Annotated in this window: 11 protein-coding genes; 5 read left to right on the top strand and 6 right to left on the bottom strand. The window is 70.3% G+C overall.

What is annotated here, in order from left to right:
- The first annotated feature begins 255 nt into the window (after nucleotides 1–255).
- Nucleotides 256–2,148: a hypothetical protein gene (locus tag ACIBEJ_RS41920; RefSeq protein ID WP_397188524.1), complete on the top strand. Its 1,893-nt coding sequence runs from the start codon at nucleotides 256–258 to the stop codon at nucleotides 2,146–2,148.
- Nucleotides 2,149–2,178: 30 nt separating this feature from the next.
- Here ACIBEJ_RS41920 and ACIBEJ_RS41925 read toward each other — a convergent pair whose 3' ends face one another.
- The 6 genes from ACIBEJ_RS41925 to ACIBEJ_RS41950 form a co-directional block, all read right to left on the bottom strand.
- Complete coding sequence (locus ACIBEJ_RS41925) at nucleotides 2,179–3,336, bottom strand: lipid-transfer protein (protein ID WP_397188525.1); 1,158 nt, start codon at nucleotides 3,334–3,336, stop codon at nucleotides 2,179–2,181.
- A gap of 101 nt (nucleotides 3,337–3,437) precedes the next feature.
- Nucleotides 3,438–3,866: a MaoC/PaaZ C-terminal domain-containing protein gene (locus ACIBEJ_RS41930; protein ID WP_397188526.1), complete on the bottom strand. Its 429-nt coding sequence runs from the start codon at nucleotides 3,864–3,866 to the stop codon at nucleotides 3,438–3,440.
- Nucleotides 3,845–4,735, bottom strand: a complete 891-nt coding sequence (locus tag ACIBEJ_RS41935; protein ID WP_397188527.1) for a bifunctional MaoC family dehydratase N-terminal/OB-fold nucleic acid binding domain-containing protein — start codon at nucleotides 4,733–4,735, stop codon at nucleotides 3,845–3,847. The genes ACIBEJ_RS41930 and ACIBEJ_RS41935 overlap by 22 nt, the downstream gene beginning before the upstream one ends.
- The gene (locus ACIBEJ_RS41940; RefSeq protein ID WP_397188528.1) at nucleotides 4,732–5,886 is read right to left on the bottom strand and encodes an acyl-CoA dehydrogenase family protein; all 1,155 of its coding nucleotides are present in this window, start codon (nucleotides 5,884–5,886) and stop codon (nucleotides 4,732–4,734) included. Before ACIBEJ_RS41940 ends, ACIBEJ_RS41935 begins: the two co-directional genes overlap by 4 nt.
- On the bottom strand, nucleotides 5,886–6,830 hold the full coding sequence (locus ACIBEJ_RS41945; RefSeq protein ID WP_397188529.1) for an acyl-CoA dehydrogenase family protein: 945 nt from the start codon (nucleotides 6,828–6,830) through the stop codon (nucleotides 5,886–5,888). Before ACIBEJ_RS41945 ends, ACIBEJ_RS41940 begins: the two co-directional genes overlap by 1 nt.
- Before the next feature lie 11 nt (nucleotides 6,831–6,841).
- Nucleotides 6,842–8,722, bottom strand: coding sequence for an AMP-binding protein (locus ACIBEJ_RS41950; RefSeq protein WP_397188530.1), 1,881 nt, complete (start codon nucleotides 8,720–8,722; stop codon nucleotides 6,842–6,844).
- A gap of 190 nt (nucleotides 8,723–8,912) precedes the next feature.
- Here ACIBEJ_RS41950 and ACIBEJ_RS41955 point away from each other — a divergent pair, with 190 nt between their 5' ends.
- The 4 genes from ACIBEJ_RS41955 (at nucleotide 8,913) to ACIBEJ_RS41970 (ending at nucleotide 12,866) form a co-directional block, all read left to right on the top strand.
- Complete coding sequence (locus tag ACIBEJ_RS41955; RefSeq protein ID WP_397188531.1) at nucleotides 8,913–9,551, top strand: TetR family transcriptional regulator; 639 nt, start codon at nucleotides 8,913–8,915, stop codon at nucleotides 9,549–9,551.
- Between the two features lie 322 nt (nucleotides 9,552–9,873).
- The gene (locus tag ACIBEJ_RS41960; RefSeq protein ID WP_397188532.1) at nucleotides 9,874–10,389 is read left to right on the top strand and encodes a TetR/AcrR family transcriptional regulator; all 516 of its coding nucleotides are present in this window, start codon (nucleotides 9,874–9,876) and stop codon (nucleotides 10,387–10,389) included.
- Between the two features lie 362 nt (nucleotides 10,390–10,751).
- Complete coding sequence (locus ACIBEJ_RS41965) at nucleotides 10,752–11,684, top strand: NADP-dependent oxidoreductase (RefSeq protein WP_397188653.1); 933 nt, start codon at nucleotides 10,752–10,754, stop codon at nucleotides 11,682–11,684.
- A gap of 210 nt (nucleotides 11,685–11,894) precedes the next feature.
- Nucleotides 11,895–12,866: a sigma-70 family RNA polymerase sigma factor gene (locus tag ACIBEJ_RS41970; RefSeq protein ID WP_397188533.1), complete on the top strand. Its 972-nt coding sequence runs from the start codon at nucleotides 11,895–11,897 to the stop codon at nucleotides 12,864–12,866.
- Nucleotides 12,867–13,002 lie beyond the last annotated feature (136 nt).

Below are 13,002 nucleotides of genomic sequence, written 5' to 3' on the forward strand. Positions count from 1 at the left end.
TCCGTTCGTGGCGGGACCGTAGCCCCCCTGCCACGTCCGCCGCATGATCTCTTGCGAACACTCAGACTACGGCGATGAGACCCCATCTGTCCCATCGGCCCGTCCTTAAACGCTTCACCGACCTGGGATGATTCATATCAAATGCCGTTCTCATAGTGCGCAACACCGGTAGGAGTTGGCATGATTGCCAGCACAAACTCCGACGCCGCACCCCTCACCCCTCAGCGTCCGTTTTCCACCAGAGGATCCGGCCCAGTGACTCAACCGCTCACCGATCAGCGCTCCCGCAACGACCTGATCGCCGAGCTCTACGACCGTCACGCCACCGGGCTGTTCGCGTACTGCGCGGACCAGCTCGGCGACCCAGCCTCCGCCGGGTACGCGCTGGTCGCCGTGCTCTCCAGCGTGCCCGCACAAGCGCCGCCGCGCGCCGCCCTCTACGCCCTGGCCCGCCGCGAGATCCACCGGCGCGACATCGTCTACGCGCCCCCCGCCGTCGACCCGCTCGACGACCCCGCCTCCGCCCTGGTCGAGCGGACCCTGCGCGAACTCCGCCCCCACCAGCGCGAAGTCCTGCTGCTGTGCGAGGTGTGCGGCCTGACCACGACCGAACTCGCCTGGGTGCTCGACGTCGCGCCCGACACCGCGGAAGAGCTGGCCATCAGCGCCGCGCACCGCTACCGCCAGACCCTCGCCACCGCACTGGCCTCCACGGGCGCGCGCGTCCCCGCCGACGTGGCCGACGTCTACGGCGCCCTGTCGGTCGCGCCGTTGCGCGACATCCTGTGCCGCCTGCCGTGGCCCGCGCCGCCGTCCGTCCTGCGCGTGCACGTCGCCGGATCCCGTACGGCTGCCGCCGCCCCCCTCTTCGTCAAGCCCCTGTGGCCCGCGCCGCCCCGCTGGCCGCAGCCCCTGTCGGAGTCGGACCCGAGAACCGCGACCGGCATCTTCCCCACGGAGCTCCTGACCCCGCCGTCGGGCCACGCCGACCACGAGGCGACCACCGCCCCGATGCCCCGCCTGCGCGACCCCCTCGACCCTTCGTCCGGCGGCCGCACCGGTTCACCGGCGCGTCCCTTCACGGCGTTCTCCCCCAGCGACCCGCTGTCACGAACCCCCTCGGCGGACCCGTTCACCCGGACCCCCTCGGAGGACCCGTTCACCCGGACGCCCTCGGCGGATCCCTTGGCCGGGCGGGTCGGGCCGGAGGCGCAGGGCGACGCGTCCGTGCGCGGGCCGTTCACCGCGGCGCCGACCCGCGGTCCGGCGGCCGGAACCTCCCCCGATTCCGCTCGTGACCCCTTCGCGCCCTTCCCCGTCCAGGACGAGCCGTCCGAGGAGGAACCGGGTTGGCGCGAGGGCCTGCCGCCCCGGCCCCGGGTACGGGACGGGCTGCCGCCCAGGACCGGGTTCCTGCTGTCGGCCCCGGTGCCCGCGGACGTGCTCGACGACCCGCCGACCGACGTCATGCCGCCTTTGGACCTTCCCTCACCCGGCGACGTACTGGTCCACAGCTCCCGAACCGACACCCCCTCCCCGCCCCCGCCGACCGGCCGCACGCCCGGCACCGGCCAGGGCGACGAGGACGCGTTCTCGGCGTTCCGCCCGTTCACCAGAACCCGCCGCCCGGCCAACGAGCCCGTCTACCGGCTCCCGATGCCCTCCGACATCCTGGCCGCCGGCGACCCCGCCCGTGCGGACGAGCCGGAGGACCCATGGGACCCCGAGACTCCCGCCGACCACCGGCTCACCGAGCCGGCCGAGAATTTCTGGGCCCGGGACGACCACCCGACACGCCCCGACCGTGATCCGCTGGACGGACGCTCGTCCCTGGACGGACGCTCCTCGCTGGGCGGCCGCTCTTCGCTGGGCGGCCGTGATCCGTTGGACGGGCGTAAGGCGCCGGGCGGGGACGGGCGTGTCCAGGGCAGGCCCCGGCTCGCGGCCTCCCGGCAGGGCGTGGGCGGCAAGCGGAGCACCGGCCGGCGGAAGCCCACCCGCGCCTCCAGCCCGGCGGCCAGGAAGCAGGCGAGAAAGCGCAAGCAGCGCAGGCACCGCGACTGGGCGTGGGAGCTGGCGGGCTTCGTGATCTGCGTGCTGATCGCCATGCTGGTGTTCTTCGCGGTCCCGGTGATCGGCTCCCCCTGACCCGCCCGATCACGTGCTCTGGGCGGGTAGTCAGAGGGTGGAGAGGATGAGGCCGCTGGTGGGGACGCCGGTTCCGGCGGTGACCAGGACGTTCGTCACGTCCTTGACCTGGTTGACCGAGGTGCCCCGGATCTGGCGGACGGCTTCGGCGATGCCGTTCATCCCGTGGATGTACGCCTCCCCAAGTTGCCCACCATGCGGGTTCACCGGCAGCCGCCCGTCCAGTTCGATCCCCCCGTCGGCCACGTATCCGGCCGCCTCGCCCTTGCCGCAGAACCCCAGCTCCTCAAGCTGGGTCAGCACGAACGGCGTGAAGTGGTCGTAGAGGATGGCGGTCTGCATGTCAGCGGGCCCCATGCCGGAAATTTCCCAGAGTTTGCGGCCGACGACGGACATCTCGGGAAGGCCGGTCATGTCATCGCGGTAGTAGCTGGTCATCATCATCTGCCCGGACCCGGCCCCCTGCGCCGCGGCCGTGATCACCGCCGGTGACCGCCTCAGGTCCCTGGCCCGCTCCTCAGACGTCACGACCAGCGCCACCGCGCCGTCGCTCTCCTGGCAGCAGTCCAGCAGGTGCAACGGCTCCACGATCCACTTCGACGCCTGGTGGTCGGCCAGCGTGATCGGCCGCCCGTGGAACCAGGCCGCCGGGTTCGTGGCCGCGTGCCGCCGCATCGCGACGGCGACGCGGCCGAAGTCCGCCGAGGTCGCACCGTAGACGTGCATGTACCGCCGGGCGAACATGGCCACCCAGGCAGCGGGCGTCATCAGCCCGTACGGCACGTGCCAGCTCATCTCCAGCCCCTGCGAGGAAGGCTCCCCGCCAAGCCGGGCGTCGGGCTGACCGAACCTGCGCCCGGACCGCTCGTTGAAGGCCCGGTAACACACGACGGTACGAGCCATGCCGGTCCGCACGGCCATGGCGGAATGCGCCACCGTGCCACAAGCGGCGCCCCCGCCGTAGTGGACCCGCGAGAAGAACGTCAGATCCCCTATCCCGACCTCCCGCGCGACGGCGATCTCCTGGTTGGTGTCCTGGGTGTAGGTCACCAGGCCGTCGACGTCCCCGGGCGAGAGCCCGGCGTCGTCGAGCGCGGCGAACACGGCCTCGGCGGCCAGTTGCAACTCCGAGCGCCCCGAGTCCTTGCTGAACTCGGTGGCCCCGATCCCGGCAATAGCGGCTTTCATCCGGAAACCCTTCAGATACACAACATTTCACCCCACGCCAGCGGCCGGGGAGGCCGGTCAGGCAGTGGGCGGGGCCTTCACCCAGAGAACGGTGAGAAGCGTCACGACGGGAGCGAGAGCACCACCGAGCCGCTGGCATGATCGCCGAGGGACACCTTGCCGCGGACCTCCACCGTGAACTCCTCCCCCGACCGCGCGATCACCGACCCGGTGAACGCCAGCAGGTCCCCCGCGTAAGCCGGAACCCCGAGCTTCACGTTGATCCGCCGGATCACCGCCTCAGGACCCGCCCAGTCGGTGACATACCGTTCGACCAGCCCCATGGTGGTCAGAATGTTGAGGAAGATGTCCTTCGACCCCTGCGCGCGGGCGATCTCCACATCGTGGTGGACCGGCGTGAAGTCCATCGTGGCGATCGCCGTCGAGACCACGAGCGTGGGCGTGACGCTGATGGACAGTTCCGGCAGGACCATGCCGATTTCGATCTGCTCTCCGGTCAGCGTCCGCATCATGACTCCTGTGGCGTCCACATCGGAAGGATCAGTTCGTCATCCATTGCGCGAAACGTTGCCCGCACCGTCATACCGATACCCACGGCGTCCACCGGACAGTCCACTATGTTCCCCACAATCCTCACGCCCTCCGGAAGTTCCACCACCGCAACCACAAACGGGGTCTCGCGTCCGGGAACGGGCGGGTTGTGATGAACGACGTAGCTGTAGACGATCCCCTCCCCCCGCGCGACGACGTGCCCCCGGTTCGCCGACCGGCAGGCGGGGCAGATCGGCCCAGGTGGATGCCGTAGTTCCCCGCAGTCGGCGCAGCTCTGGATGCGCAGTTCGCCGAGTTTCACACCGTCCCAGAAGAAGCGCGTGTCCCGGTTCACGGCGGGTTTCAGCGGGTACGGCTCCCGCACCTCCTTGACCTTTGGCCGGAATTTCAGCACCCGGAACAACATCTCCGCCACCGGCTCGTCGAACTGGTCGTACCAGATGACATTCCAGGTGGCGAAATATCCCTCCCCGAGCGCCGTTTTCTTCGGCCCGGTAAGCCCGGAAAAACGTGTGGCCGGAGTCAGCACGTCGCCCAGCCGCGCGTACCGGTGGTAGGTCTGCTCGCAGTTGGTGGCCACCACCCCGGTGTATCCCTGGGCGTCCAGTTCGGCCAGCATGTCGTCGACCGGCGAGCGGTCCCGGGCGTCGCGCCGGACCCCGCCCATGGTCCACACCTGCGCCATGGCCGGAGGCGCCACCCCTTTGTCGAGATAAAGCGGGTTCTGGTCGCCCATGGCGTCGAGCCAGTGCCGGATCATGGGTTCGTTGACCGGATCGGCCGCGGGCAGACCGCGCATCTCGCCCATGGCCACCTGCCTGCGTGCCAGCTCGTGCAGATCGGTCATCGCGGCGGCCTCGGCAGGCTCAGCCCGAGCATGGCGATCAGCTCCCGCTGCACCTCGTTCACCCCGCCGCCGAACGTCAGCACCACGGCCCCCTTCACGCCGTGGTCCACCCGGTTGAGCAGCTCGGCCGTTTCCGGGTCAGCCGGATCCCCGAACCGCGCCAGGATGTCGCCCACGATCCGGCCGATCTCCTGCATGCGCTCCGACCCGTAGATCTTGGTGGCCGACGCGTCCGGCGCACCCAGCCAGCCGAGGTCCATGTTCGCCGCGACCTGCCAGTTCAGCAGCTCGTTGGTGCGGAAGTAGGCATAGACGCGGCCGAGCGCGCGCCGTACGTCGGGATGCTCGTCGTTGCCCGTCCTGCGCGCCCACGCCAGGAAGCGGTCGTAGGTCTGGGCGAGGTTGCCCGCCGGTCCGAGCGTGACCCGCTCGTGGTTGAGCTGGTTGACGATGAGGTCCCAGCCCTTGTCCACCTCGCCGACGACCATGTCCACCGGCACGCGCACGTCCTGGTAGTAGGTCGCGTTCGTGTGGTGGCGGCCGTCCATGGTCACGATCGGCGTCCAGGAGAAGCCGGGGTCGTCCGTTCCGGCGATCATCATGGTGATGCCTTTGTGCTTCTTGGCCTCGGGGTTCGTCCGCGCCGCGAGCCAGACGTACTGCGCGTAGTGGGCGCCGGAGGTGAAGACCTTCTGCCCGTTCACGACATAGTGGTCGCCGTCGAGCACCGCGGTCGTGCGCAGCGAGGCGAGGTCCGTGCCCGCCTCCGGCTCGCTGTAGCCGATCGCGAAGTGGCACTCCCCCGCGAGGATGCGCGGCAGGAAGAGCTCCTTCTGCGCGGGCGTGCCGTACTGCATCAGCGTCGGCCCGACCGTCTGCACCGTGATGATCGGGTACGGCACGCCGGCCCGCGCGATCTCGTTGGCGAAGATCTGCTGTTCGAGTGGTCCGTAGCCGGCGCCGCCGTACTCCTTGGGCCAGCCCAGCCCGAGCTTTCCGTCACGCCCGAGACGCCGGCAGTGGTCCATGTACGCCTCGCCGAACGGGTCCTCGGCGATCTTCTTGCGGTCCTCGCCGGTGAGGCAGGCGCGGAAGTACTCGCGCAGTTCCTCCCGCAGCCGCTTCTGCTCGGTGGTGAGGTCGATCAGCATCAGGCGAGCGCTCCGATCAGGTCGAGCTGGGCGTCGGCGCCGCCGAGCAGGTGGGACAGGTGCTTGGCGTGCGCGAAGCTCTTGTGCAGGGGGTAGGTCACGTCGAGGCCGAGCCCGCCGTGCAGGTGCTGGCAGGTGAACAGCGCCTTGAACGCCTCGCTCACGTGGTACGCGGCCACGGCCACGTCCCGGGGCTCCAGCCCCCAGACGGCCGACCACATCGCCACGTCCAGCGCCCGGGAGGCCACGTAGACGTCGGCGATCTGCATCGTCACCGCCTGGAACTCGGCCAGCGCCCGGCCGAACTGCTTCCTGGTCTTGATGTACTCGGTGGTCAGCTCCAGCGCCCCCGCCAGGACGCCGCTCGCCTGCGCGGCGACCGCGGCCATGTAGATCAGGCGGGCGCCCTCGGCGTGGTCGCAGACCTTCTCCGCCGGCGTCCCGTCGAACACCATCGTGGCCAGCGGCTCACCGGTCGAGGCGAACTCCGGCACCACCTGCCCGGGCCGGGCCAGGAACAGCCCCTCCGCCGCCGAGACCAGCGCCACGTCCGCCACCGCCCCGTACGGCACCGCGCACTTGCGGCCGGTCAGCGTCCAGCCGCCGGAGTAGTGGGCCCGGGTCTGCGGCGGGTCGGCCAGCGCCCTGCCCGCCTCCTTCAGCGCCAGCGTGCTCACCCTGGCCTGGCCTACGCGTGCCTGCTGCTCGCGCGTGCCGTACCGGCTGACGGCCAGCGAGCTGGTCAGGACGGGCAGGGCCGGCAGCTCGCGCGCACCCACCTCGCGCAGCACGACGGCCATCTCGACGCCGCCGAGGCCCGCCCCGCCCGTGTCCTCCGGCAGGCAGACGCCGAGCAGGCCGGCCTCCCTGAGTTGTTCCTCACCGGCCTGCCTGGCCAGCAGGTCCGCGGCAAGTTTGCGCAGCTCCTGCTGCGTTTCGTCCAATGCGAAATCCACTAGCTCTCCAAGAGGTGCTGCCGCCCGTGCCGGGCGAACTCGGTCTCGATCTCCACGATGTCGTCGCCGGTCAGCGGGCGGTATCCGGCCGCCGTTCTGACGTGGACGGGGTCGGTGGTGCCGTGCCACGCCTCGCGCGCGAGGACGCGTTTGATGACCTTGTGGGAGGGGGTCTGCGGCAGTTCCCGACAAACACGGATATATCGGGGTACGGCCTTCGCCCCAAGATCAGCCCGCGCGGCCAGGAACTCCGCGAACGCCGCCACCTCGAAGCCTTCGTCCGGCACCAGGGCCAGCATCACCTGGTCGCCGGCGGCCGCGTCGGGAACCGGATACACGGCCGCCTCCACGATCCCCGGCGCCTCGCGGACGACCGCCTCGATGGGGGCGACGGCCAGGTTCTCACCGTCCACGCGCAGGCGTTCCGTGCCCCTCCCGGCGAAGAAGACGTATCCGTCTTTGTCCGCATATGCCAGGTCGCCCGACCAGAAGGCCCCGTTCCTGATCCGCTCGGCGTCGGCCTCCGGGTCGTTGTAGTAGCCGTCGAACAGTCCGAGCCCCTGGACGTTGACCAGTTCCCCGACCGCCTGCTCGGCGTTCAGGAGGCGGCCGTGCTCGACGATCGCCGGCGGGCAGCGGTCTCCGGTGGCCGGGTCGCGGATCTCCACGCCGTCGGGCAGGCGGCCCAGGCAGCCGGGCGGGCCCGAGGGGTCCGGCGTGATCGAGACGGCGGTCTCGGTGGATCCGAACGCGTCGATGACGAAACACCCGAACCGCTCGCCGAAGCGGCGGGTGGCGGTGGCGCTGCCCTCGTTGCCGAAGGCGAGTTTGAGCGGGTTGTCGGCGTCGTCGGGGCGCTCCGGGGTGGCCAGGACGTAGGAGAGGGCCTTACCGACGTAGTGGAGATACGTGCAGCCATGTTTACGGACATCCGGGAGTACGCCGGAGGCCGAAAACCGCTTCCTGAGCACGAGCGCCGCGCCCGAGGCGACGGCCGGGGCGTAGGCGGCCATGATCGCGCCGGAGTGGAACAGGGGCATCGCGCAGTAGACGACGTCCTCATGGGTGAGCATGCGGGCCAGGGAGAGGCCGGGGACGGCGAGCTTGCGCTGGGTGATACGGACGGCTCTGGGGCGTCCCGAGGAGGTTCCGGAGGTGAAGACGAGCATCACCAGATCGCCCGGGTTCGCCGGGAAATCGGTCGCGGCCGGGAGCTCAGCGGTTTGAGACCCCGCCGCTTGAGACCCCGCCGCCTGAAGCCCCGCCACCTGAGGTCCCGCTGCTTGAGAATCCACCACCTGAAGCCCCGCCGCTTGAGACCCCGCTACTTGAGACCCCGCTACTTGAGACTCCGCTGCGTGAACCCCCGCTGCTTGAACTCCCGCCGTCTGAAGCCCCGCGGTGAGGGGTCCGGCGGTTTCCGGCTCAGCGGCAGGTCCGGCTGGATGCGGCCCCGCGCTGGGCGGGTCGGCTTGTTGAGGTGCGGCGAGTTCGGTGGTGGATTGGGGTTCGGGGAGGGGGAGGCGTCGGATGCCCAGGTGTTCCGATATCGTCCGCGCGGCCTCGGCGTGGACGCCGTCGTACACGATCAGCTCGACGTCGGCGGCGCGCGCGTCGCGCACCAGCTCGGCCGCCGACCGCGTGGGGTTGAGCGCGACCACCACCGGCCCGCCCAGCGCCGCGGCGCCCACCAGGAACACCATGTCCGGCACGTTGTCCAGCAGGACGCCCACGTGACCGCTCCCGCGTAACCACCCCGCATAGGCGTGGCAGAGCGCGATGTGCTCGCGCCACGACCAGACCCGGTCGGCGTAGTGGAGCGAGGGCCGGTCGTCGTCGGCGCGGGCCGCGAGCAGGGCGGCGAACGTGTCCGCGGTCATCCGGCCTCCACCAAGCGCTCGGTCACCAACTGCCCGCAAAACTAGAACAGATTCTAATATCTGTCCAGCCACGACCCTTGCTCCCAGAACACGACTTTTCCTCATAACCGGATGGACATGCGGCTATGCCCCTTCTTTGTGACTCACGAGTAACAAGCCGAGTTACGGAGAAATCAGATAACGTGTTCTTATGCGCACCCCGCCGGCGACCGTCGCCGACTCCGAGACCCCCACGGGGAGCCAGCCCAGCACCAGCGGATCCGGCGTGCGCACCCGCAGCCAGCACCAGCGCCGCAAGCGCATCGTCCAGGCAGCCGCCGCACTGGCGTCGCGCGGCGGCGTGGAAGCGATGCAGATGCGCACCGTCGCCGAACGCGCCGGCGTGGCCCTCGGCACCCTCTACCGGTACTTCCCCTCCAAAATGGACCTTGTGGTGGCGGTGGTGGGCGAGGAGATCGACCTGCTCGAAACCAGCATCGAACGCCGCCCACCCGGCGCCGGCACCCCCGCGGGCCGCGCGGTCGACGTCCTGATGCGCGCCACCCGCGGCCTCATGCGCGAGCCGGAACTGGCCGACGCCCTGATCCGCTCCCTGATCATGGCCGAGGTCGAAACCCCGTTCGGCGACAGGATGACCGGCCTGCTCCTGAGGGTGTCGGCGGGCGGCCTGACCCGCGAGGAAGCCAGCGAGGAACAGTTGGCGCTGGCGGGCTCACTGTCGAGCGTGTGGGTCCACGAACTCCTCGAAATGCTCCGCGGCCGCCGCACCTACGACCAAATCCAACGCCGCATCGAAATAGCCGCCGCCCGCCTGGTCTCCGACCTGTAGCCCCGCCGCAGGCTTTACCCCTCGTTGCCGCCTTTGCGCCGCGCCCCGATGTTGCGCCGCGCCCTCAACCCACCCGCGCGTCGTCCCCCGCGCCCTCAACCCATCCGCGCGTCGTCCCCGCGCGCACCGCGCCCTCAACCCCACCCATCCGTTACGGCAAGCCGCCCCACCCCCACCCGCCGCCGTGGGTGACCGCCGATCGTGGGGGTCGCCTCTCACGTCGGACGTGCTACCCGCCGCAACGGCCCACCTTGACCACCCACCGTGCCCAGCGTGGACCAGCGGCCCCGGAAGACTACCGACCGGACGGTAGGGTGATGTGGTGATCCAGAGTGACACCAAGGAACGGATCCTGGCCGCAGCCCTGGAACTGTTCACCACACGCGGCTACCGGACCACCTCCATGCGCGAGGTCGCCGAACAGGTCGGCCTAACAAAGCCCACCCTGTACCACTATTTCCGTTCCAAGTCGGAGATCATCCAGCAACTCCTGGCTCCCCTCCTCGACAACCTCGACGCCGCCCTCGAACACCCGGACACCTTCCTGGAACGCTGCGTCGACACGATGGTCGGGCACCGCCGCGTACTCACGTTGCTCCTGCGCGACACCACCGTCTACGCCGAGGAAGAACACCTGGCCACCCGCGTGGTCACCTGGATGGACCGGGCGAACGCCCTCCTGGCGGGCCCCACCCCGACCCGCCGCCGCAGCATCCGCGCAGCCCAGGCCCTGGCCGCCGTAGCCGACCCGATGGTCCTGTCCATGCCCGTCCCGGACCCCGAACTCCGCTCCGAACTCCTGCGCGGCGCCCAACTCCTCCTAACCGACACCGACTAACCCCCGGGACTCCAACTCCGCCCCAACCCACGGCCCCCGAAGCCCCAGGACCTCCAGGACCCGACCCACGGTCCACCAGCCCACCGAGACACCCCCACCAGCAGAACAGGCCACCGCTCCACCGGCCCAACACGCCACTGCCCCGCCGGGCTACCGGCACCACTCGCCACTAACCCACCGGGTCGCCACCCCACCGGACCACCGGTGCGCCCCCGCCCCATCGGGCCACCGGTGCGCCACTGCCCCATCGGGCCACCGGCGAAGGGCGCCCGTCAGACACCGTCCAACCCCCAGCTTCCCGCGCGCCTGCCGGCCAACAGCAGGACCATCGCCGTCGGAGCTGCGAGACTGGCCGGATGATGATGCGGGCGATCACGCAGGACGTGCTTGGCGGGCCGGACGTGCTCAGGTTGGCCGAGGTCGCCAGGCCGGAGCCGGGGCCGACCGAGGTGCTGGTGCGGGTACGGGCGGCCGGGGTCAACCCCACCGACTGGAAGCATCGCGCCAACGGCGGGCTCATCGGCGTCCCTCCCTTCACCCTCGGCTGGGACGTCTCGGGCGTCGTCGAGGCGATCGGGCCGGGGACGACGTTGTACCGGCCGGGCGACGAGGTGTTCGGCATGCTCCGGTATCCGCAGGCACACGGCGCCTATGCCGAGTACGTTTCCGCGCCAGCCCGTACCTTTGCCCGCAAACCCAGCGAGATCGACCACATCCAGGCAGGCGCGCTGCCACTCGCGGCGCTCACCGCGTGGCAGGCGCTGGTGGACACCGCGGGCGTCAGGGGCGGCCAGCGGGTGCTCGTGCACGCCGCCGCGGGCGGCGTGGGACATCTCGCCGTGCAGATCGCCAAGGCGCGCGGCGCCCACGTCATCGGTACGGCCAGCGCCGCCAAGCACGACTTCCTCCGCACCCTGGGCGCCGACGAACTGATCGACTACCGCACCACCGACTTCGCCGAGGTGGTCAGGGACGTGGACATGGTCCTCGACACCATGGGCGGCGAGTACGGCTCCCGCTCCCTGCGCACCCTGCGCGAGGGCGGCACGATCGTGTCCCTGGTCCTGTCCGAACTCGACCCGGATCTGGCCGAGGAGGCGTCAGCACGCGGCATCCGGTCCGCCGCGATGCTGGTCGAACCGGACCACGCCGCCATGAAGTCCATCGCCGCCCTGGCCGCGGCAGGTCGCCTACGCGCCAAGATCGCCGCCGTCCTCCCCCTCGAAGAAGCCACCAAAGCCCACGAACTCGGCGAAACCGGCCGCACCACCGGCAAAATCGTCCTCACGCCTTAGGCCCGGCCGGCGCTCTTCCCTTCATAGGGCGCGTGCAGGGCAGGGCCCCTCGTTCCTGCCTCTGCACGCGCCAGAAGGGCGAGTCCGAGCCCGGACCCGCCCCGTCCTGGGCCGATCGGAAGCGTCGGCACAGAGGTTGACCCCGGCCACGTTCGCGGCTCATCGCTCCACGGACACGTTTTTGTCACAGGCATCGGCTAAACAGGGAACATGACAGTCAGCGATGACTTCGTTCAGCAGGCCGACCCATTCCGGCGGGAACTGCTGGCGCACTGCTATCGCATGCTCGGCTCGGTTCACGACGCCGAGGACACGGTCCAGGAGACCTACGTGCGTGCCTGGCGGGCCTACGACAAGTTCGAGGGCCGCTCGTCCGTACGCACCTGGCTCTACAAGATCGCCACCACCCGCTGCCTGACCGCGCTCGACAAACAGGGCAGACGGCCGATGCCGACCGGGCTCGGGGCGCCGAGCGCAAGAGGTGACGCGCCGCTGAGCGAGACGATGGAGCTGGAGTGGCTGGAGCCCGTGCCCGACGAGGCGGTCGGGGCCGACGGGCGGGACCCGGCGACCGTGGTGACCTCGCGGGAGAGCATCCGGCTGGCCCTGGTGGCGGCCCTGCAGTACCTGCCCGCCCGCCAGCGTGCGGTGCTCATCCTGCGTGACGTGCTCCAGTGGCGGGCGGCCGAGGTGGCCGATCTGCTCGACACGTCCACCGCGGCGGTCAACAGCATCCTGCAGCGCGCACGGGCGCAGTTGGCCGAGGTCTCACCGGCTGAGGACCAACTGGGCGAGCCTGACGAGCGGGAGCAGCGGGAGTTGCTCGACCGGTACATGCAGGCGTTCGAGAGCTATGACGTGGACGCGATCGTCAAGCTGTTCACGCAGGACGCGGTCTTCGAGATGCCGCCGTTCCCCGGGTGGTTCCAGGGCGCGGAGAACATCGGCCAGCTCATCGCCACCCACTGCCCGGCCAAGCGTCCCGGCGACCTCAAGCTGGTGCCCTGCCGCGCCAACGGGCAACCGGCGTTCGGCATGTACCTGCTGGGCGAGGACGGGCTCTACCACGCCTTCGGCCTCCCGGTCCTCACCCTCTCTCGGGCCGGAGTCACCCACGTGTGCCAGTTCTTCGACCTCAAACTCTTCGACACCTTCGGCCTCCCCGCCACCCTGCCCGCCTGACCCTCCGACCAACTCGGAATCAACCCGGGTCCAGGGCCAGCCGGTGCCGAGGATCCCTACCAGGAGCGCTTGCCCGTGAGGGCTCAGCCACTGCCTGCGGGCCGAGGCTGAGCGAAGACCTTGATGGCGAGCCAGA

Origin of the sequence: Nonomuraea sp. NPDC050790, assembly GCF_044456745.1 — a bacterium.
Classification (GTDB): domain Bacteria; phylum Actinomycetota; class Actinomycetes; order Streptosporangiales; family Streptosporangiaceae; genus Nonomuraea.

Excerpts from the sequence above, each read along its gene's own strand:
- ACIBEJ_RS41940 (WP_397188528.1), bottom strand. The coding sequence starts at position 5,886 with ATGCTGATCGACCTCACCACCGAGCAGAAGCGGCTGCGGGAGGAACTG.
- ACIBEJ_RS41935 (WP_397188527.1), bottom strand. The coding sequence starts at position 4,735 with ATGACCGATCTGCACGAGCTGGCACGCAGGCAGGTGGCCATGGGCGAG.
- ACIBEJ_RS41970 (WP_397188533.1), top strand. The coding sequence starts at position 11,895 with ATGACAGTCAGCGATGACTTCGTTCAGCAGGCCGACCCATTCCGGCGG.
- ACIBEJ_RS41965 (WP_397188653.1), top strand. The coding sequence starts at position 10,752 with ATGCGGGCGATCACGCAGGACGTGCTTGGCGGGCCGGACGTGCTCAGG.
- ACIBEJ_RS41950 (WP_397188530.1), bottom strand. The coding sequence starts at position 8,722 with ATGACCGCGGACACGTTCGCCGCCCTGCTCGCGGCCCGCGCCGACGAC.
- ACIBEJ_RS41955 (WP_397188531.1), top strand. The coding sequence starts at position 8,913 with ATGCGCACCCCGCCGGCGACCGTCGCCGACTCCGAGACCCCCACGGGG.
- ACIBEJ_RS41925 (WP_397188525.1), bottom strand. The coding sequence starts at position 3,336 with ATGAAAGCCGCTATTGCCGGGATCGGGGCCACCGAGTTCAGCAAGGAC.